14 protein-coding genes are annotated in these 19,729 nt (G+C 66.5%); 10 read left to right on the top strand and 4 right to left on the bottom strand.

Features of this window, described 5'->3' with window-relative positions:
* The first annotated feature begins 308 nt into the window (after positions 1–308).
* Both BLM15_RS31970 and BLM15_RS24645 read left to right on the top strand, forming a co-directional pair.
* Positions 309–4,358 carry an autotransporter domain-containing protein gene (locus BLM15_RS31970; RefSeq protein ID WP_126115228.1) on the top strand — a complete coding sequence of 1,350 codons (4,050 nt, stop codon included), beginning with the start codon at positions 309–311 and terminating at the stop codon, positions 4,356–4,358.
* A gap of 276 nt (positions 4,359–4,634) precedes the next feature.
* On the top strand, positions 4,635–6,410 hold the full coding sequence (locus BLM15_RS24645; RefSeq protein WP_126115227.1) for an oleate hydratase: 1,776 nt from the start codon (positions 4,635–4,637) through the stop codon (positions 6,408–6,410).
* 182 nt (positions 6,411–6,592) lie between these two features.
* Here the strand turns inward: BLM15_RS24645 and BLM15_RS24640 are convergent, their stop codons facing one another.
* A complete protein-coding gene (locus BLM15_RS24640; protein ID WP_126115226.1) occupies positions 6,593–7,807 on the bottom strand; it encodes an ROK family transcriptional regulator in 1,215 nt (404 codons plus the stop codon).
* A gap of 131 nt (positions 7,808–7,938) precedes the next feature.
* On the opposite strand from BLM15_RS24640, the gene BLM15_RS24635 reads away from it, so the two are divergent.
* The 5 genes from BLM15_RS24635 to BLM15_RS24615 all read left to right on the top strand — a co-directional run bounded on the left by BLM15_RS24635 (position 7,939) and on the right by BLM15_RS24615 (position 12,946).
* Positions 7,939–9,201: an extracellular solute-binding protein gene (locus tag BLM15_RS24635; protein ID WP_126115225.1), complete on the top strand. Its 1,263-nt coding sequence runs from the start codon at positions 7,939–7,941 to the stop codon at positions 9,199–9,201.
* A 61-nt stretch (positions 9,202–9,262) separates the two neighbouring features.
* Entirely contained in the window at positions 9,263–10,156 is an 894-nt protein-coding gene (locus BLM15_RS24630; RefSeq protein ID WP_126115224.1) for a carbohydrate ABC transporter permease, read from the top strand.
* The gene (locus BLM15_RS24625) at positions 10,156–10,977 is read left to right on the top strand and encodes a carbohydrate ABC transporter permease (protein ID WP_126115223.1); all 822 of its coding nucleotides are present in this window, start codon (positions 10,156–10,158) and stop codon (positions 10,975–10,977) included. The genes BLM15_RS24630 and BLM15_RS24625 overlap by 1 nt, the downstream gene beginning before the upstream one ends.
* Before the next feature lie 2 nt (positions 10,978–10,979).
* Positions 10,980–12,011, top strand: coding sequence for an SIS domain-containing protein (locus tag BLM15_RS24620; protein WP_164547629.1), 1,032 nt, complete (start codon positions 10,980–10,982; stop codon positions 12,009–12,011).
* Positions 12,008–12,946 carry an ROK family protein gene (locus BLM15_RS24615; protein ID WP_126115221.1) on the top strand — a complete coding sequence of 313 codons (939 nt, stop codon included), beginning with the start codon at positions 12,008–12,010 and terminating at the stop codon, positions 12,944–12,946. Before BLM15_RS24620 ends, BLM15_RS24615 begins: the two co-directional genes overlap by 4 nt.
* A gap of 10 nt (positions 12,947–12,956) precedes the next feature.
* On the opposite strand, the gene BLM15_RS24610 is transcribed toward BLM15_RS24615, so the two are convergent.
* A complete protein-coding gene (locus BLM15_RS24610; protein WP_126115220.1) occupies positions 12,957–14,015 on the bottom strand; it encodes an Ldh family oxidoreductase in 1,059 nt (352 codons plus the stop codon).
* The gene (locus tag BLM15_RS24605; RefSeq protein WP_442859471.1) at positions 14,015–15,031 is read right to left on the bottom strand and encodes an amino acid ABC transporter substrate-binding protein; all 1,017 of its coding nucleotides are present in this window, start codon (positions 15,029–15,031) and stop codon (positions 14,015–14,017) included. The genes BLM15_RS24610 and BLM15_RS24605 overlap by 1 nt, the downstream gene beginning before the upstream one ends.
* 184 nt (positions 15,032–15,215) lie before the next feature.
* On the opposite strand from BLM15_RS24605, the gene BLM15_RS24600 reads away from it, so the two are divergent.
* Genes BLM15_RS24600 through BLM15_RS24590 form a run of 3 tightly spaced genes read left to right on the top strand, consistent with a single transcriptional unit; the run spans position 15,216 to position 17,891 of the window.
* Positions 15,216–16,016 (top strand): HpcH/HpaI aldolase family protein, encoded by an 801-nt coding sequence (locus BLM15_RS24600; protein WP_126115219.1) that lies wholly within the window; start codon positions 15,216–15,218, stop codon positions 16,014–16,016.
* A 13-nt stretch (positions 16,017–16,029) separates the two neighbouring features.
* Positions 16,030–16,947, top strand: coding sequence for a cupin domain-containing protein (locus tag BLM15_RS24595; RefSeq protein WP_126115218.1), 918 nt, complete (start codon positions 16,030–16,032; stop codon positions 16,945–16,947).
* An 11-nt stretch (positions 16,948–16,958) separates the two neighbouring features.
* The gene (locus BLM15_RS24590; protein ID WP_126115217.1) at positions 16,959–17,891 is read left to right on the top strand and encodes a DUF6282 family protein; all 933 of its coding nucleotides are present in this window, start codon (positions 16,959–16,961) and stop codon (positions 17,889–17,891) included.
* 832 nt (positions 17,892–18,723) lie between these two features.
* Here BLM15_RS24590 and BLM15_RS24585 read toward each other — a convergent pair.
* On the bottom strand, positions 18,724–19,710 hold the full coding sequence (locus BLM15_RS24585; RefSeq protein ID WP_126115216.1) for a Bug family tripartite tricarboxylate transporter substrate binding protein: 987 nt from the start codon (positions 19,708–19,710) through the stop codon (positions 18,724–18,726).
* Between the last annotated feature and the right edge of the window lie 19 nt (positions 19,711–19,729).

Raw genomic sequence — 19,729 nt, 5'->3', positions numbered from 1 at the left:
TAGTCATGGTTGCGTGCCGCCCGACTCACTAGCAGGGCTGCTGCCTATCTGGGGGATCGCATGACCGCCGGCCTTAATGGCTCCGCTGCAAAGGCGCGTCTTTGCGCCGTGAGCATCGCCGCCCTTGCGCCAGGTCGTGCTGTCTCCCGTTGCGGACCCTTCCCCGGCTCGCGTCACCGCGCTGTTACATATCCGGGCACTTCGTAACCTTCCGTTCTTGCTGTTGCCCATTCGTCATTGTGGCGGCCAGCCGAATCCCGGCATGGTTGCAGCTTGGACTGGCCTAATTCTCCGGAGGAGAAGCCCCTATGGAAGCGCACGCGGGTAGGGGCATCGAGGCCATAAGATCGACCAAGAAGGGCAGGCTTCTCGCGGGCGTCAGCGGCGCCGCCTTGGCCCTGGCCTGCTGGCTTCCCTCTGCGGCCTCGGCCGCGACCTATACCGCAAGCACCTGGGCGGAACTGCAAGGCTGGATGACCTTCGCGAACGGCGACGGGGACCCCAGTTCGACAATTGTGCTGACCGCCAGCTTCGTCACGGGCGGGACTCTACCCGTTCCGACCAAGCCCATCACGATCGACACCCAGGGCTTCACCCTCTTCGGCCCGCCGAACAGCGGCGCTGCGATCAGTGGCGCCGGCGCCGTCAGGACGCTGGTAGGCACGTTCCAAGGCTCCGCGGGCGGGACTTCAGGTTCGGCGCTGCAAATCCGCAATGGCGCCTCGGTGACGAATATGGGCCTCGTGCAGGGCGCAACAAACGGTACAGGAAATGGGGGCGCCGGTGTGGACTTCAGCGGCCCCGGCGCTGCCGTCACACTGACGAACCACGGCACCATTCGAGGTGGAACCGGAACGTCAGGCGGTAATGGCATCTTTGTGCGCAACAGCACGACCGGCTCCAGTCTGATCGTCAACACGGGGACGATCGAAGGTTCCAACGGGGTTGGGGGGAGCGCGATCAGAGCGACTGGCGCGAGCACCAGTATCAACCTCATCAACAGCGGCACGATCCGGGCTGGCGTCGGCGCGACCGACGCGATCGGGCTTGCCACGGGCGTCACGACTGGCAGGATCACGCTGGAGCTGCAGGCCGGCTCTCAGATCTTCGGCAACGTGGTCGCGAATCCGACCGGGCTCCTAGACGTCCTGCGCCTCGGCGGGAGCGCCGACGCCAGCTTCAACGTCTCGGCCATCGGCCCGGCCGCGCAATACCAGAACTTCGACGCCTTCATAAAGACCGGCACCAGCACCTGGACGCTGACCGGCACGGGCACCACCGCGATACCCTTGTCGGTCGAGCAGGGTACGCTGCTGGTCGCTGGCTCGACGCTCGGCCCCGTGGGCGTGCTCACCGGCGCGACGCTCGGTGGCACCGGTACCATCAACGGCAACGTCACGATCGACACCAACGGCACGCTGGCGCCGGGCGCAGCCGGGGCGACGCCGGGCACGCTGACGATCAATGGCGACCTGACCCTGAGCAGCGGCGCGCTGCTCAACTATAACCTCGGCCAGGCCGGCGTTCCCGGTGGCCCGCTCAACGATCTCACCAACGTCAACGGCAACCTCACCGTCGCCGGCCTCCTGAACGTCACGACCGCACCGGGCGGCAGCTTCGATCCCGGCATCTACCGCATCTTCAACTATACCGGCACGCTGATCGATAACGGTCTGTCGGTCGGCTCGGTGCCGACGCCCGACTTCTTCGTGCAGACCGGCGTCGCCGGGCAGGTCAACCTGGTCAACACCGCCGGGCTGACGCTGCGCTTCTGGGACGGAGGGACGGACGGGCGAAACAACAGCGTCATCGGCGGCGGCAACGGCACCTGGCTGGCCGCCTCCGGCAACAACAACTGGACGAACGAGCTCGGCGTCCCCAATGGTGGCTTCGCGGCCGGCTCCTTCGCCGTTTTCCAGGGCACGCCCGGCACGGTCACAGTCGTCACCGGCCTCGGCCCCGTCATCGCCTCGGGCATGCAGTTCGTAACGGGCGGCTACACCGTCCAGGGCGGCGAGATCACGCTGACCGGCACGCAGGCGGTCATCCGCGTCGGCGACGGCACCGCGAGCGGCACCTTCACCCAGGCCACGATCGCTTCCAACCTCATTGGCGGCGCCCAGCTGGTGAAGTCCGATCTTGGTATTCTCAGCCTCACGGGGACGAACACCTATACCGGCGGCACGCTGATCTCGGCCGGCACTCTGATACTCGGCGACGGTGGCACGAACGGCTCGATCGTCGGCGACGTCGTCAACAACGGCAACCTGTTGCTCAACCGCTCGGACGCCGTCAGCTTCGGCGGCGCGATCTCGGGCACAGGCTTTGTCACCCATAGCGGCACGGGCTCGACGACGTTCACCGGCGTCAACACCTATGCGGGCGGCACCGAGATCGCCGCCGGCACGGTGATTGGTCAGGCCACGAGCTTCGGCAGCGGCCGGATCTCCAACCTCGGTGCGCTGATCATCGATCAGCCAACCGACGCGACCTTTGCCAACCGGATCACCGGCAGCGGTTCCCTCACCAAGCGCGGCGCCGGCAACCTGACCCTCACTGGCTCCAACATCCTCTCCGGCCCGACGACGGTCGAGGCGGGCAAGCTCTCGGTCAACGGCACGCTTCTGCTTTCGCCCCTCACCGTGCGCAACGGCGCGACACTGGCCGGTTCCGGCGCGGTCGGCTCCACCACGATCCAGTCCGGCGCGACCATCGCGCCGGGCAACTCGATCGGCACCTTGAACGTCGCCGGCAACCTCGTGCTGGCGCCGGGTTCGCTCTATGAGGTCGAGATCGGCGGCAATGGCACGTCGGACCGGATCGCCGTCATCGCAACGGGGGGCGCCTTGGGAACGGCGACGGTGACCGGCAGCCAGATCGGCGTCACCGCGCTCGATCCGCAGACCAGCTACATCAACGGCCAGCGCTACACGATCATCACCGCCGCCGGCGGGGTCAGCGGCACCGTGGCCGGGGCGGTCTCGCGCTCGGCCTTCCTCGACCTCACGGTCGACCACCGGCCCAACCAGGTCGACCTCGTCATCGCGTTGAAGGGCACACCGCCCGTGACGCCGCCCGACCCGGGCACGCCACCTGTGACCCCTCCCGACCCGGGCACGCCGCCTGTGACCCCGCCGGGTCCGGGCACTCCTCCGGTCACGACGCCGACCGCCCCGCCGGCGATTTTCGGGACCGTGGCGCAGACCCGCAACCAGTTCGCCACCGCAGCCGGCCTCGACACGCTGCCGCAGGCCGGCAGGACGCTGGCGCTCTACAACAGCCTCCTGATGCTCGACGCGCCCTCCGCCCGCCAGGCCTTCGACGCGCTCTCGGGCGAGATCCACGCCTCCGCCAGGAGCGCGCTGGTCGACGAGAGCTGGCTCTTGCGCGCGGCGGTCAACGACCGGCTGCGCTCGGCCTTCGGCGCGGTCGGCGCCAGCCCGATGGCGACGCTGAATTACGGCTTCAGCGCCGACCTTGCCCCGAGCGCGACCGGACCGATGCCCAGGCTCAGGACCGACCGCTTCGCGGTCTGGGGCCAGGGCTACGGCGCCTGGGGGCGAACCGACAGCGACCGCAACGCCGCCAAGCTGACGCGCTCGACCGGCGGCTTCCTGATCGGCGCGGATGTCGCAGTGTTCGACACCATGCGCGTCGGCGTCATCGCCGGCTACAGCCGCAGCGAGTTCGACGTGAACGCCCGGCTCTCCTCCGGCGAGAGCGACAACTACCATTTCGGCCTTTATGGCGGCGGCCAATGGGGCGCGCTCGGGCTGCGCGCCGGCGCGAGTTACACTTGGCACGACATCGAGACCCGTCGCACCGTAACCTTCGCCGGCTTCAGCGACGGGCTGAAGGGCAACTACGATGCCGGCACGGCGCAGGTCTTTGGCGAACTCGGCTATCGCGTCGATCTCGGCCAGACCGCGCTCGGCAAGGTGGCGCTCGAGCCGTTCGCCGGGCTGGCCTATGTCAACCTGCACACGGACTGGCTCAGCGAGACCGGCGGGGCGGCAGCGCTGACGGCCCGCAGCGACGACACCAGCCTCGGCTACTCGACGCTGGGCCTGCGCGCCTCGACCACGTTCGCACTGCAGGGCATGGACCTGACCTTGCGCGGCGGGCTGGCCTGGCGCCACGCTTTCGGCGACGTCACGCCGACCGCGGCGCTCGCCTTCGCCGGCAGCAGCTCATTCACCGTCGCCGGCCTGCCGATCGCACGGGACGCCGGCGTCGTCGAAGCCGGGCTCGAGCTCGCCATCAGCCCAAGCGCTGCGCTCAGCCTGGCCTACACCGGCCAGCTCGCGCAAGACGCCCAGGACCACGCCTTCAAGGCAAACCTCGCGGTCAGGTTCTGAAAGAGAGCTTCCGAGAGCCGTCTCCTCGCCCTTGTGACGTTCGAAAAAGATTGAGCCCAGGACGCGATCGCCAGAGCGGTGGCGATGGCAAGTAACAAGAGCCCCATCCACCTGAAGTGGCCAGCCACCGTCGTTTCTGATGCAGCTCTGGGTCATGATTCCGACCGAAGATGAAAGCTTACAGGATCGCCATTCTTGGCCACAAGCCACCGCCTGCTAGCGGATCGCGTTTTGATTATTTCCGGCACCCGCGCCACAGATGCAGAGGAACGCAGGATGTATCGCAGCAACGGTAATTTCGAGGCTTATGCGCGTGCACCGAAGCCGGACGGCGTTGACCAGAAAAGAGCTTACTTCGTTGGCGCTGGGCTCGCATCTCTTGCCGGTGCAGCGTTTTTGATACGCGACGCGCAATTGCCCGGGGAGAGCATCACCATCTTCGAGGAGCTCGGTCTGCCCGGCGGCAGCATGGACGGCATACTCGACGAGCATAAGGGCTTCATCATCCGCGGTGGCCGCGAGATGGAAGCTCATTTCGAGACGCTGTGGGATCTGTTCCGCTCCATTCCCTCGCTCGACACGCCGGACGCATCCGTCCTCGACGAGATGTACTGGCTGCACAAGAAGGACCCGAGCATAAACCCCTGCCGCGCGACCGAAGGGCGCGGAGAGCCTATTCCGCACATGGCGGACCTGACGCTGACGCCGAAGGCCGTCGAGGAGATGCTGAAACTCGCGCTGACGCCCGAGAGCGAGCTCGACGACAAGCGCATCGACGAATGTTTCGGCGAGGACTTCTTCGCCTCCAACTTCTGGCTCTACTGGGCCACGATGTTCGCGTTCGAGCCTTGGGCCAGCGCCATGGAGATGCGCCGCTACATGCTGCGCTTCGTCCACCATATAGCGACGCTCGCCGATCTCTCCTCGCTGCGCTTCACCCGATACAACCAGTATGAGTCTCTGATCAGGCCGCTCGTCGCCTGGCTGGAGGGCAAGGGCGTCCACTTCCAGTACGGCACCCAGGTCGAGACCATCGAGGTCGAGGCGGCCGGAGGCAGCAAGATGGCCCGGCGGCTCGTCATGACCGTGGCAGGCGAGCGGAAGACGCTCGACCTCACGGAGAACGACGTCGTTTTCGTCACCAACGGATCGATCACCGAGTCGTCCACATTCGGCGACAACGACCATCCTGCGCCGATCGAAACCGGCCATGGCGGTGCATGGACGCTCTGGAAGAATCTCGCCGCGCAGGACCACGCATTCGGCCGACCGGAGAAGTTCTGCGAGAACATCCCGGACGCCAACTGGACGATCTCGGCAACGGTCACCCTGCTCGACGACAAGATCGTTCCCTGGATCGAGAAGATGACCGGGCGCGACCCGCGCGATGGCCGCATCGTCACCGGCGGCCCCTGCAACTTCAAGGACTCCAACTGGCTGTACGGCTACACCATGAGCCGTCAGCCGCATTTCAGGGCGCAGGACCAAAGCCAGAAGCTGGTGGTCTGGCTCTACGGCCTGTTCTCCGACAAGCCCGGCAATTTCGTGAAGAAGACCATCCGCGAATGCACCGGTGCGGAACTGTGCGAAGAGTGGCTCTTCCACATGGGCGTTCCAGCCGAGGCGATCCCTGAGCTGGCTCGTCGGTCAGCGAGCACGATCCCCTGCAACATGCCCTACATCACGTCCTACTTCATGCCGCGCGCGATGGGCGACCGGCCGCTGGTTGTGCCGGACGGCTCGAAGAATCTCGCCTTCATCGGCAACTTCGCCGAAACCGAGAAGGATACGGTGTTCACCACCGAGTACTCGGTGCGCACGGCAATGGAAGCGGTCTACTCGCTTTTCAACGTCGATCGCGGCGTGCCCGAAGTCTTCGCCTCGTCCTTCGATGTGCGCGTGCTGCTGAGCGCACTGTACTATCTCAACGATCGGAAGAAACTCCACGAGATTCAGCTCCCGTTCATGGCTCGCCTCATCGGCAAGGTGGCCATGACAAAGATCGAGGGTACCTATGTCGAAGAGCTGCTCAGGGACGCCAAGCTGATCTAGGCACCAGTCGCGCGGCTGGCCCGGCGACGCTTGCTCGGGCCGCCTCGCTCGCAGGGCGGAGATGGCCGACGGCCTCGGCGATCAATCAACGAGGGCTTGCATGAGGCGGCCAGTGACGACGATGCATCCAACCGGTGACGCCCTGGGCAAGCCGAAGACCGGGTCCCCCGTCCAGTCCTCCTTCAGATCCGCTCTACAACGTCCTGCTTGAACAGAAGCGACAGCTCCGGCGTCATGCCGTCGAAGACCGGCAGCGTCGCTGCGCCCAGCGCCGGCGTGTCCGGCCCCATCTCGGCGGCAATCAGACGCGGCGTGTCGGCCGCCTTGTTGAGGCTGACGCTACGCGGTAGCGGCTCGACCCGGGCGATCAGGGCCTCCAGAACGGGCCGGGGCAGCACTCCGCCGAGGATCACCGTCTGCGGGTCGAGCATGTTCTCGATCATCACCACGGCCTGGCGCAGGCTGGCTGCGGCCTCATCCAGCCAGGCGAGCAGGCGTGTGTCGCCGTCTTCAAGCGCCGCAGCGATGCGGTCGAGATCGCCGTGCCGGACGGTTGCCGCCTGGACGTCGCCAAGCGCCTTCAGCGCGAGCGAGACCGAGGCGTAGCGTTCGAGGCAGCCGCGATTACCGCATGGGCAGGGTCGCCCGCCGGTGTCGACGACGAGATGGCCGATCTCGCCTGATTTGCCGTAGCCGCCGCGATAGGGCTGGCCGCGCAGGAAGAGCCCGCCGCCAATGCCTGCGCCGATATAGATGTAGGCGAAATCGGTCAGGGTGCGGCCGGCGCCGTAGAGCCGTTCACCGATCGCCGCCGCCGTGGCGTCGTTCTCGAGCAGCACCGGTAGACCGAGCTTGTCCTGCAGCGACTGGCGCAGCGAGAAATCCTTCCAGCCGGGCAGCGCTACCTCGCCGAGCACCACGAGCCGGTCGTCCTGGAACAGGGCGGGAATGACGAGGCCGACGCCCCAGACACGCTGGCGCGCCACCTGCTGGCGCTCGAGCATCGCTGAGATCGTCGCCGCGATCTGGTCGAGTACCGCCTCGGGCGCATCGGCGGCGAGGTCGAGCTCGGCGCGGTCGCGCACTACGCCGGCGACATCGGTCAGGATGACCAGCAAGACGCCATGGCCGAAGGATACGCCGAAGGTGAAGCCGCCATCGGGGTTGATGTCGAGATCGACGGCCGGCTGCCCGCGGGCGCCGCTGCGCCGGCTGACGCTGCGTACCAGCCCGGCCTCGGTGAGCTCACCGATGATGTTGGAGATGGTCTGCGGCGCCAGGCCGGTGGCGCGGGTGATCTCTGCGCGCGAGAGCGGCGCCTGCAGTCGTACCGTCTCCAGCACGACCCGCCGGTTGAACCGGCGGGCATGGTCCATATTGGCGCCGAACAGCTTCATCTTTGCCTCTGCCTCATCGCTTCTGCCTACACCCGGGTGCTTGCCAGCCGAAGTGGCTTCTGATTAAATCACTTCATTGGAATAAATAGGGCGGCGGCGAAAGACCGTCCTGAACCAGCGGGGAACAGACCATGACGCAGCAGCACGAATCCAAGAGTGGCCTATCCCGCCGGACGGTGCTGGGCGCGGCCGGAACGATGGCGGCGAGCGCCTATGGCTTCGGCGCGCAGGTGCAGGAGATGAACGTCCGCTTCGTCGGCGAGCGCTATCCGGCGCTGGAATTCTACGTGAAGAAGCTCCAAAGCGCGCTGCCGAACGTGAAGGTCACGGCCGACCTGATGCCGAACGCGCCGCTGAAAGAGCTGCAGACGATCACGCTGTCGTCCGGCGCCGACTCGATCGACATCATGCTCGGCAACGATTTGACGATCGCAAACTTCGCGCAGAACGGCTGGCTCGAGCCGCTCGACGAGTACATCGCCAAGCACAAGGACGAGTACAAGCTCGACGACTTCGCCAAGACGGCGATGAGCTCGGCCTCGTTCGGCGGCAAGGTCTATGGCCTGCCGGTGCTGACCAATACCCAGCTCATGGCCTATCGCCAGGACCTGTTCGAGGCCAAGGGCCTGAAGCCGCCGACCTCGTTCGAGGAGTACATCGCCGCCGCCGGTGCGCTGAACTCGCCCTCCGTCGCCGGTACCGTGATGACGCTGAAGGGCGACGGCGTCCTCAATGAGGGCCACTGGTATCTGAATGCGCTCGGTGACGGCTGGTTCGACGCCAACAAGAAGCCGGTGTTCAACAGCCCGAAGGGCATCGCCGCGATCGAGACGATGAAGTCGCTGACGCGCTTCGCGCCGCGCGGCTACACCGCCAACGGCAATGACGAATCGACCATCCTGTTCCAGCAGGGCGCTGCCGCCATGGGCATGCAGTGGCTGACCCGCACCGCCGCGATGGACCGCCAGGACCAGTCCAAGGTGATCGGCAAGATCAATTGGGCGCCGCCGCCGCGCGGCGGCCAGGTCGTCGTCGCCGACACCTTCGCCATCTCGAAGTTCTCCTCGCGCAACAAGGACACGCTGTTCCGCCTGCTCGCCGCGACGCTGTCGCCGGCGAACCAGCGCGAGGGTGCGAGCCTCGCCTGCCCGACGCGCGTCTCGGTGCTGGAGGATCCGGAACTGCGCCAGCGCTTCCGCTATTACAGCGTGCTGGTGCCGGCGCTGGACAAGGGCGCGATCTTCCCGAAATTCGCCGAGTTCAAGGAAGTCAGCGAGACGGTGACGCGGCGCGTCCTGCAAGCGGTCACCGGCGAGATGCCGGTCAAGGAGGCGCTCGACACTGGTGCCAAGGAGGCCGAGGAATTCCTGACGCGCCGCGGCGTCTACAAGTGAGCAGGTTCGCTCCCGGAACGGTCCGGGCCTGAACCGGGCCGCTCCAGCAAGGCATGGACTAATGGCGTCGTCGTCGGCGCGGGCCTATCCCCGCGAAATATCGCTCTGGCTGTTCGTGGTGCCGAGCGCACTCGTCGTGCTCGGCGTGCAGCTCTACCCGGTGCTCTACGCCGTCTATCTCAGCTTCTTCGACTACCATATCGGCCAGCCGCAGGCCCGTTTCGTCGGTGCCGACAACTATCTCACCTTGCTCGGCCAGGATCGCGTCTGGGCCTCGCTCCGGACGACAGTGATCCTGGTCGCCTGCTCGCTCGCAGTCGAGTTCGCGCTCGGCCTGCTGCTCGCGCTCGGGCTCTACAAGCTGACGCGTGGCGCCCGCATCTTCTCGACGCTGATCTTCGTGCCCTATCTGATCACGCCGGTGGTCGCGGCGCTGTTCCTGCGCTGGATATTCGCGGCGCGCTGGGGGCTGGCCGACGCGATCATCGCCTCCTTCGACATCTTCCCGCCGGACTGGCTGGGATCGCCCATCTGGGCCTTCGTCACCATCATCATCGCCGATGTCTGGCAGTTCACGCCTTTCGTCATGCTGATCCTCTATGCCGGCCTGCAGGGCATGGACGAGGCGCTGCTCGAAGCCGGCAGGATCGACGGCGCCTCGGGCCCGCGTCTGGTCTGGCACATCATCCTGCCGTGCTTAAGGCCGCAGATCCTGTTCGTGCTGGCGATCCGGCTGATGGATTCCTTCCGCACCTTCGACAGCATCTATGTGCTGACCGGCGGCGGCCCCGGCACCGCGACCGAGACGCTGACGATGTACACCTACGCCATGGCCTTCAAGCAGCTCGACCTCGGCCGCGCCTCGACGCTAGGCGTCCTGACCATGCTGATCGTCACCGGGCTGACGCTGATGATCATCTCGCTGATGTACCGGCGCGAGCGGGGGGCGTTCTGATGCGACGCCTCTTAGGCCAGCCGCTAGTCGTCTTCCTCTTGTCGCTGTTTGCGCTGTTCAGCCTGACGCCGATCATCTGGGCGGTGCTGATCTCGATCAAGCAGCCGGCCGATGCCTTCGCGATCCCGCCAAAACTGTTCTTCGAGCCGACCTTCCGCTTCCATTACGAGATCTGGGCCGAGCGCCGCTTTGTCGAGTTCTTCGCGAACAGCGCGATCATCGCGCTCGGCACGGTCTTCATCTCGGTGCCGCTCGGCACGCTCGCCGCCTATGGCCTGTCGCGACTGGAGAGCAAGATGGCGCGCTCCTATCTGATGGGACTCCTGGTGATCCGGATGTTCCCGCACATCCTGCTGCTGATCCCGTTCTTCATCGTGGCGCGCTCGCTCTCGATGATCGACACCTATCCGGCGATGATCGCGGCGATGGTGGCGATCAACCAGCCCTTCACGGTCTGGCTGATGCGCAGCTTCTTCCTGGAGATTCCGCGCGAGCTCGACGAGGCCGCGACGATCGACGGCTGCAATGCCTGGACGACCTTCACCAAGGTGATCCTGCCGCTGGCCAAGCCCGGCATCGTCGTCACCTCGCTGTTCAGCCTGCTGCTCGCCTATAACGAGTTCCTGTTCGCGCTGATCCTGACCGGCAGCAACACCAAGACGCTGCCCGTTGCGATCGCCGAATATGGCGGCGAGGACCTGAACTACTGGTCGCTCTCGGCCGCCGGCGCGATCGGGATCATGCTGCCGATCCTGCTGTTCATGCTGTTCTTCCAGCGCCATCTCGTGCGTGGCCTGACCATCGGCGCGGTGAAGGGATGACCATGGTCGACCAGAGCATCATCGACGGCTTCATCCGGGCGCAGGCGCAAATCGTGCCGGCAACGATCGCCGCCGTGCGCTTGCGGTTGCGCGCGCTCAGCTTGCCGCGGGCAAAATACATCGTCCTCGTCGGCTCAGGCACCTCGCTCAACGCACTGCTGGTGGCGAAGCCCGCACTGGAAGCCGGCGGCGCCTTCGTCGAAGTGCTGAACCCTGGCGCCTTCCTGCAGCGCGAGCCCGTGTTTGGCCGCGAGGCGCTGGTCGTCGCGCTGTCGCAGACCGGGACCAGCGAGACCACGGTCGCGGCGGTCAGACGCGCGCAGGACAGCGGGCTGACCACCCTTACCATCACCGCCGAGGCCGACAGCCCGATCGGGCAGGTGGCGACGACCAGGATCGTGATGCCGATCGGGCCCGAGCCGGTCGGCCCGAAGACCAAGGGCTATGGCGGTTCGCTGGCTGCTCTTGCCGAACTTGTGGCGGCCCTAGGCGGTCAGGCTGGCCAGGATGTCACCGAAGCGGCGATCACCGAGCAGATCAAGGCGGCGACACCGCCGGCCTTCGCGCTCGCGGCGGAACTCGACGCGGTCGATGGCCTGCTCTTCACCGGCGAGGGCCGCCATGTCGGCACGGCGCTCGAAGCTTCGCTCAAGCTCGCGGAAATGACCGGCGTGCCGGCGGCGGCCTTCCCCACCGAGGAAGCCATGCATGGTCGCCTCCACGGGCTGACGGCCAGGAGCCTGTGCGTGATGATCGCGGCGGACACCGCCGAACGCCGGCTCGCGGCCCATGCCGCCGAGGTGATGGCCGGGCTCGGCATCCGCGTCCTGATCCTCAACCTGACTGTCGAGCCGACGCCGTTCGACTGGTTGCGGCTCGACGGGCTGGCGCCGCCCTATGATGCGCTCGCCGCAATCATCCCGGTGCAGCGGCTGGCGCAGGCCATGGCGACACGGCGCGGGATTCCGCCGCATCTGATGCGCTTTCCGGGGTTGTCCAAGAAGCTCGGCATCAAGATCGACCGCCTGCCATGAAGACCGTCTTCGCCTTCGATATCGGCGGCACCGCCGTGAAATTCGGACTGGTGGCTGAGGACGGCCGCCTGTTGAAGCAAGGCGAGGTGCCGTTCGAACGCGACCTGCCCTTCGCTGCGCTCTGCGAGCGGCTGGCCCGGCTCTATGAGGACGTGATGGCGGGCGGCCGGGCCGATGCCTTGGCGGTCGCGATGCCGGGCTTCGCCTCGCCGGAGAGCGGCGTCGTTATCGATGGCGGTGGCAATGTTCCGGCGCTGCGCGACGGTTCGATCGCGGAAGCGCTCGAACAGCGCCTCGGCCTGCCGGTCTGGTTCGGCAATGATGGCGTTGCCGCTGCGTTGGGCGAGGTCAGGTATGGCGCCGGGCGGGCGCTGAGCCGCTTCGCCCTGATCACCATAGGCACGGGCGTCGGCGGTGCCGTCATTCTCGACGGCAAGCCGGTCATCGGTTCGGACGGCCATCCTCCCGAGCTCGGTGCCATCGTCGTCGGCAGCGACGATGCGGGTAGGCCGCTCTCACTGGAAGCGCGCTCCTCGGCGCCGGCCATGCTGCAAGCCTATGCGAGCCGGACAAAGGGTTCAGCGGTGTCGGCCCGGGCGCTGTTCGAGCAGGCCGAGGCTGGTGATGCAGAGGCGGACGCGACCATCGATGCGGCCTGTCGCGGCATCGCCCACGCGGCCGGCGCACTGACCAACGCACTCATGCTCAACGCGATCGTGCTCGGCGGCGGGGTGTCGGGAGCCGGCGAAGCCTTGGCGCGCCGGATCCGTCTTCTTCTGCCGGCCTATGTCTGGCCTGCCTTGGCGGCGAAGGTCGACATCCGCATCGCCGAATTGGGCAACACGGCCGGGCTGCTCGGCGTCGCATCGCTTGCTTTCGAGGGGCTATCCGCATCGGCCCGTAACCGCAACGTCAAGCAGGCCGCCAAGTCCTGATCAACTCGCGTCAGCTGGCGAGGGCGGCCGGAAGCGCAATGCCGAGGCGGTTGGCGCTGCTCCGAAGCGCAGCCAATGTCGGCTCTGCAAGAGAACAGAATCCGTCGAAACGGCTTCGCGCCTCTGCCGCGCGGTCACCGGGCAGCCGGATGGGAGCGGCACCGGCGACTGGCTTCGACTGCCGGATGCGGTCGGTGAACGTCGCAGCCGCGGTCTCGAATTCGGCGAGTGGGCGCATCCCCTCGATCTCGATCGCCATGAACAGATTGGCGCTGCCATAGGGGCGGGAGAGATCGCCATAGAGCGGTTGCACCTCGCTGCCGATGCAGCCGGCAGACAGGCCCCCAGCGAGAAGGTCGATCATCACGGCGAGGCCAAAGCCCTTCGCCCCGGCAGCAGGCAGGAGGACGCCCTTGATCGCCTCGGCCGCGTCGCGGGTCGGCAATCCTTCGGCCGTCTGGGCCCAGCCCTCGGGAATGGGCTCGCCCTTGCTCGCCGCCAGCCTGATCTTGCCCATGGCGCCGGCGCTCATGGCGAGGTCGAGCACGATCGGCTCGCCGCCGGTCGGAATGGCGATCGCCAGCGGGTTGTTGCCGACGACCGCCTCAGCCCCGCCGGGCGCCGGCAGCATCGGGCGCGTATTGGCCATGACGGTGCCGATCTGGCCGGCGAGTGCGATCTTGCGAGCAAAACGCCCCGCTGCGCCGAAATGGAAGGCGTTGCGGACAGCCACGATCGCGACGCCGTGCTCGGCGGCGCGGGCGATCGCGAGATCGCAGGCTCGCTCGGCCGTGACCTGGCCGAGCCCGTTCCTGGCGTCGAGTGTCAGGCGCGCGCCGGCATCGACGACGATCTCGCCGCTGGCCGCCGGATCAACGGACTTGCGTTCGATCCGTTCCAGATACATCGGCAATTGCAGCAGGCCATGCGAAGCCAGGCCCTCGATATCGGCGTCGACGAGAGCCTGCGCCACCAGCGCGGCATTGTCGGGCGGCGTCCCGGCCGCCTCGAGCAAGGCGGCCGCGAAGGATCGCAGCACCTCGGCGGGATAGCGGCCGGAACTCGTCATCAGCGCACCGGCGGCGCGTATTGCAGACCGCCCTTGGTCCAGAGCTTGTTGAGGCCGCGTTCGATGCCGAGCTTCGAGCCCGAGCCGACATTGCGCTCATAGACCTCGCCGTAATTGCCGACCTGCTTGACGATCTGCAGGGCCCAATCCGGCTTCAGCCCCATCGACTCGCCGAGATTCGCGGAGACGCCGAGCAGGCGCTGCACTTCCGGCGAGCCGGTGCGCTTCTGCTCCTCGGCATTGGCGCTGGTGACGCCGAGTTCCTCGGCGACGAGCATGGCATAGAGCGACCAGCGTACGATGCTGGTCCACATCTCGTCGCCCTGGCGCACGACGGGGCCGAGCGGCTCCTTGGAGATCAGCTCCGGCAGGATCACGTATTCGGTCGGGTTGACCAGCTTCAGCCGATAGGCCGAAAGCGCCGAGACGTCGTTGCTGAAGACGTCGCAGCGGCCGGACTCGAAAGCCTTGGCGACCTGATCGCCGGCCTCGAAGGCGACGCCCTCGTACTTCATGCCGTTGGCGCGGAAGTAATCGGCGATGTTGAGCTCTGTGGTCGTGCCGGTCGGCACGCAGACCGAGGCGCCGTTGAGCTCCTTTGCCGATTTGAGGTTCAGCGACTTGCGGACCATGAAGCCTTGGCCGTCATAATAGCCGACGCCGACATAGCGCAGCCCCATCTGGGTATCGCGCGACAGTGTCCACGTCGCCTGCCGGGACAGCATGTCGATCTCGCCGCTCTGCAGGCTGACGAAGCGGTCCTTCGGGCTGAGCGGGGTATAGCGGACCTTGTTGGCATCGGCGAAGACGGCGGCTGCCACGGCCCGGCAGATGTCGACATCGAAGCCGCCCCAGCGCCCGGTCTCGTCGGGCACCGAGAAGCCGGCGACGCCCGGGCTGACGCCGCAGATCATCTCGCCACGGTTCCTGACGGTCTCCAGGGTGCCGGCGGAAGCGGGCATGGCGCAGGCGGCCATCAGGCCGGCGATCATCAACAGGCGTGTCTTCATTCGGATGGCCCTTTCTGAGTGGGTTCGTATCCGACGTTTCCTCGTCAAACCCCATGATGATCCTGATGGCTTTCTGCCGCAGGGGCAGGCGCACCTCCGCTAATTTCGAGATGTGAAACGCGGTGACTTCCGGCCATATCCGAGAGCGGCAGTGCCATCATCCGATCATCGAAATCGGTACGGCATATTCATGCAGCCCCCTGCCCTCACCAGCTTCCGCCATCGCCTCGTCAGCGGCGCCTTCCTGGCCGGGAGCTTCGTCAAGACGCCGAGCCCGCACGCCACCGAGATCCTCGGCAATAGCGGCTTCGACTTCATCGTCGTCGACCAGGAGCATGCGCCCTTCGACCGCGGCACCACCGACCTCGTGCTGCTGGCGGCGCGGGCGGCCGGCGTCGCCGGGGTCGTGCGCGTCCCGACGCTGACGAGCGATGCGATCCAGGCCTCGCTCGATTGTGGCGCGGTCGGCATCCTCGCCCCGCATGTCGCGACCGTCACGGATGCTGAGGCTCTCGTCGCCGCCTGCCGCTATCGCGGCGGCAAGCGCGGCTTCTCCGGCGTCACGCGCGCCGGCCGCTATGGCGGCAGCAAGATGTGGGACCTCGTCGATGCGGCCGACGCAGCGGTCGCGACGATCGCCATGATCGAGGACCCGTCGGCGCTGGACCAGATCGACGCCATCCTCGCAGTCGAGGGGCTCGACGCCGTCTTCATCGGGCGCGGCGACCTCACCGTCGCCTTCGGCGCGCCGACGCGCGATGCACCTGCGGTCCGCGACGCGGTCGATACGATCCTTAGCGCGGCAAAGAAGGCTGGCAAACCGGTCTGCGTGATGACCGATAATGGCGAGGAATCCGCCGCTTTCGCCGAGCGCGGCGCCAGCGCCTTCATCCTCTCCTCGGACCAGGGTTTTCTGCGCAAGGCCGCGAGCGAAACCCTGGCGCAGATGCAGACCGCCAGGAGCCGGGTCGAGAACCCGGGCTCCCGATAGGAGATACGGACCCGTGAGCTACCCCTCCAGCGATCCGCGCTCGAAGCTCGCCGCTCCTGCAGCGGCGAAGGCCGCCCCGGTCAAGGCGTATGCAGGCGCCGACTATGCCCGCTTTTATGCTGAGGAGCCGCAGCAGGCGAACGAGACCGAGCGCACCTGGCTGGCGCGCGGCCAGAACTTCATCACCGCCTATTCCGACGCGAAGCCGGGTGCGGTGCTGGTGCGCGATGCGCAGCCGGACGAATACTGCCTGATCCTGCCCGAGAAGGAGCTCGGCGCGACGGTCACCGCCGGGACCGAGACGATCGAGGTCGCAGGCGGCTCGATCGTCTTCGTCCCGCCGGGAGCCTCTCGCATCACGCTCAAGGGCGCCGGACGCGTCATCCGGATATTCTCGAGCGTCGCGACCGATCTGGCAGCTTCCTGCTCCAATGCCGCTTCCTATACTGAGCCCCATGCCAATGTCGCGCTGCTGGAACCCTGGCCGGAGCCGCGGGGCGGCTTCAAGATCCGCGCCTACAGCCTCGATGCCGGCGCCGGCGAAGGCCGCTTCGGCCGCATCTTCCGCTGCACCACGCTGATGGTGAACATACTCGACCCGCGAAACGGCCTGCGCGACGTCACCGCACTCTCGCCGCATCACCACGACGATTTCGAGCAGGGTTCGCTGGTGATCGATGGTGGCTACATCCACGACATCCGCTGGCCGTGGACGCCCGACATGCGGATCTGGCGCGAGGACGAGCACGAATTGATGGCGGCGCCGTCGCTGACCGTGATCCCGCCGCCCTCGATCCACACCTCGCGCTCGGTCCTGCCCGGGCTGAACCAGATGATCGACATCTTCTCGCCGCCCCGCCTCGACTTCTCGCAGAAGCCCGGCTGGGTCATCAACGCCGCGGATTATCCGATGCCCGGCGAAACCGCCTGAGGGCCTGCGACATGACCTTAACCGCCCAGAACGCCGACGCGCGCAGCCGCCAGATCGCCGACCTCCTGGTCGGCGCTGTCGACCTGCATTGCCATAGCGGCCCGGCCGCGATGCCGCGCATCCTCGACCATCACGAAGCGATGCTGGATGCCGCCGCGGCGAAGTTCCGCGCCGTCGTCTACAAGGACCATTTCTACCTCGGCACCGCCCATTCGATCCTGCTGGAGAAGCTGGTGCCGGACACCGGCGTCAGGCTGTTCTCCGGCATCGCGCTCAACAACGCCTCGGGCGGCTTCAACCCGCATGCGGTCGACCACGCCATCAAGCTCGGCGGCAAAATCGTCTGGATGCCGACGCTCTCGGCCAAGAACCATATCGACGTGCTCGCCTCCGGCGCGGTGAAGACCTTCCCTAAGACGGCGCAGAAGATGCTCGACCCGATCCCGCTGACGCCGTTCGGGGCCGACGGCAAGCTGACCGACGACGTCAAGCTGATCCTCGACCTGATCGCGGCCGGCGACATCATCCTCGCCGGCGGGCATCTCTCGACGCCCGAGCTCTTCGCCGTGTTCGAGGAGGCGAAGGCGCGCGGCGTCAGGAAGCTCCTCGTCAACCACCCGACCTACATGGTCAACAATTGCAGCGATGCGGAAATCCGCGACCTCGTCGCGCTCGGCGCGGTGATGGAGCATTCGATCTGCATGTTCGTCGAGGGCAAGTCGAAGAAGTTCGAGCCGCCGGAGCTGCGCCGGGTGATCGAGGTCGCCGGCGTCGAGAACACCGTGCTCTGCTCCGACCTCGGCCTCACCGGCTCGCCGCGCCCGATCGACGGCTATCGCGAGATCGTCAGCCATCTGCTCGACCTGCAGTTCACGGAAGGCGAGATCAAGCGGCTGACCGGCGGGCATGCGGCGGAGCTGCTGGGGCTGGAGGCGGCCGCCTGATAAAAAGGTCCGAGGCCTGACCGGACAGTCAGCTCGCAACCCAGAGCAGTCATTGAACGGTCCCTGACGCTAAGCCGCAGAGGGAAGCGCTCCAGTTAGGCCTTCTCGGCAAGAGGTCGCCTATTCGTGTGGTAGACAATCGATAATCGAGTGGGTGACAGCCGACGCTGCGGCTCCAGAAGTTCAGATCTATCCAGCTCTCGTGCAGCTCGGTCTGGCCCAGCCAACCTTGCCCAATCGGCGGCCCTTCGCGGGGAGGTAGAGGTGCCGGAGGAGGTGGCGAGCCCGCAACACAAACCCATTCATGTCGTGCTGGGCAATCGATCGCGGTTGTCGTGCCGATCATGCCATTGTTCTGTGAGGGAGAGTCACGAGATATCAAGAGCCAGGTAGGCTGCGTTTGCGGGCGATATGCGATTAAGAATCCCCGCTCTATGTATCGACCTGGATCAGGAGGCCAGGTGCGGGTAGCCCGATTGCAACCATCTGTCACCGCTGTGCAGAGCCTCTCATCCAATAAGCGCCAGCCGCGCTCCATTGAGCTGTTCACACGAAGGTGGGGTGGAAGCTCTGCTGGACGCAGATATGTCAATTGAGCGGTGGCAGGAACCGTGCACAACGGCAGCCCGACAAGGGCGAGCAGCACCATTCGCTTCATTTGAAAGCCTCGGTTCCGCCGCTACGCTATCGCTTTGATGCAAGCTGCGCCAATGACTGCTTCCGACCCAATCGCGACATTCGTCGCGTCAGGCTTGTCAGCGATAGCCGAATGGAGAGCGGGAGCCTGGCCGGGGCGAACCTCAGGCCAGGCTCTTGCTACGTAGCTCTCGGATCAATCCAGCGAGATCGCCGCGGCGCGGACCACATCCGCCCATTTCGCCATTTCCTGCGTCTGCGCCGTCTTCACCGCCGCAGCATCGCCGCTGAGCGAACGCACGCCGATCGTGGCGAGCTTCTCCCGGCCTTCCGCGCTCTCGACATAGGCCCGCGTGACCTTAGCGATGCGCGCGACGATCGGCTCGGGCAGCCCTTTCGGGCCGACCAGCGCGAACCAGCCCGTCGCACTGACGCCTGGCAGACCGGCCTCGGACAAGGTCGGCACCTCCGGCAATTGCGGGGCGCGCTGATCGCTGGTCACCGCAAGCGCGCGGATGGCGCCGCTTTTGACGTGCGGGATGTAGGCCGGGATGAAGTCGATCGCGACATTGACCATGCCTCCGACCAGATCGGCCGAGAGCGGAGCCGAGCCGCGATAGGGCACATGCGTCATCTGGAAGCCGGCCTTGCGCTGGATCAGCTCGCCGGTGACATGGCCCATCAGCCCGAAGCCGGGGCTGCCGAAGGTCAGCTTGCCGGGATTGGCCTTGCCGTAGGCGACGAGCTCGGCGAAGGACGAAACCGGCAGCGAGGGATGGACGCTGACGATGCCCTGGACGTCGCCCAATAGTGCGACCGGCGCAAAGTCGGTGAGTGGATCGAAGGACATGGTCTTGTAGAGCAGCTTGTTGGTCGCGAGCGGCCCGGACGAGGAGAACAGCAGCGTGTAGCCGTCCGCCGCCGCCCGCACGACGCCGGTCGCCGCGATGTTGCCGCCAGCGCCGGTCTTGTTCTCGACGACGAAGCCCTGGCCGAGTTCGCTGCGCAACCGCTCCGCCAGCAGGCGAGCTACGACGTCGGTCGAGGCGCCCGCCGGGAACGGCACGACGATGGTGACCGGCCGGCTCGGCCAGGTATCGGCGAAGGCCCGCCCCTGTGTAGCCAGCGCGCTGGCGCCAGCGAGAGACGCCATGAAACGACGGCGTGAGATCGGCCGCATCATCTGAGGTTTCCTCCGGACA

The organism is Bosea sp. Tri-49, assembly GCF_003952665.1.
GTDB lineage: Bacteria > Pseudomonadota > Alphaproteobacteria > Rhizobiales > Beijerinckiaceae > Allobosea.
This window is presented reverse-complemented; position numbering and strand designations above follow the sequence as displayed.

Coding starts and splice junctions, on each gene's coding strand:
- BLM15_RS31970 (WP_126115228.1), top strand. CDS start 309: ATGGAAGCGCACGCGGGTAGGGGCATCGAGGCCATAAGATCGACCAAG.
- BLM15_RS24645 (WP_126115227.1), top strand. CDS start 4,635: ATGTATCGCAGCAACGGTAATTTCGAGGCTTATGCGCGTGCACCGAAG.
- BLM15_RS24640 (WP_126115226.1), bottom strand. CDS start 7,807: ATGAAGCTGTTCGGCGCCAATATGGACCATGCCCGCCGGTTCAACCGG.
- BLM15_RS24635 (WP_126115225.1), top strand. CDS start 7,939: ATGACGCAGCAGCACGAATCCAAGAGTGGCCTATCCCGCCGGACGGTG.
- BLM15_RS24630 (WP_126115224.1), top strand. CDS start 9,263: ATGGCGTCGTCGTCGGCGCGGGCCTATCCCCGCGAAATATCGCTCTGG.
- BLM15_RS24625 (WP_126115223.1), top strand. CDS start 10,156: ATGCGACGCCTCTTAGGCCAGCCGCTAGTCGTCTTCCTCTTGTCGCTG.
- BLM15_RS24620 (WP_164547629.1), top strand. CDS start 10,980: ATGGTCGACCAGAGCATCATCGACGGCTTCATCCGGGCGCAGGCGCAA.
- BLM15_RS24615 (WP_126115221.1), top strand. CDS start 12,008: ATGAAGACCGTCTTCGCCTTCGATATCGGCGGCACCGCCGTGAAATTC.
- BLM15_RS24610 (WP_126115220.1), bottom strand. CDS start 14,015: ATGACGAGTTCCGGCCGCTATCCCGCCGAGGTGCTGCGATCCTTCGCG.
- BLM15_RS24600 (WP_126115219.1), top strand. CDS start 15,216: ATGCAGCCCCCTGCCCTCACCAGCTTCCGCCATCGCCTCGTCAGCGGC.
- BLM15_RS24590 (WP_126115217.1), top strand. CDS start 16,959: ATGACCTTAACCGCCCAGAACGCCGACGCGCGCAGCCGCCAGATCGCC.
- BLM15_RS24585 (WP_126115216.1), bottom strand. CDS start 19,710: ATGATGCGGCCGATCTCACGCCGTCGTTTCATGGCGTCTCTCGCTGGC.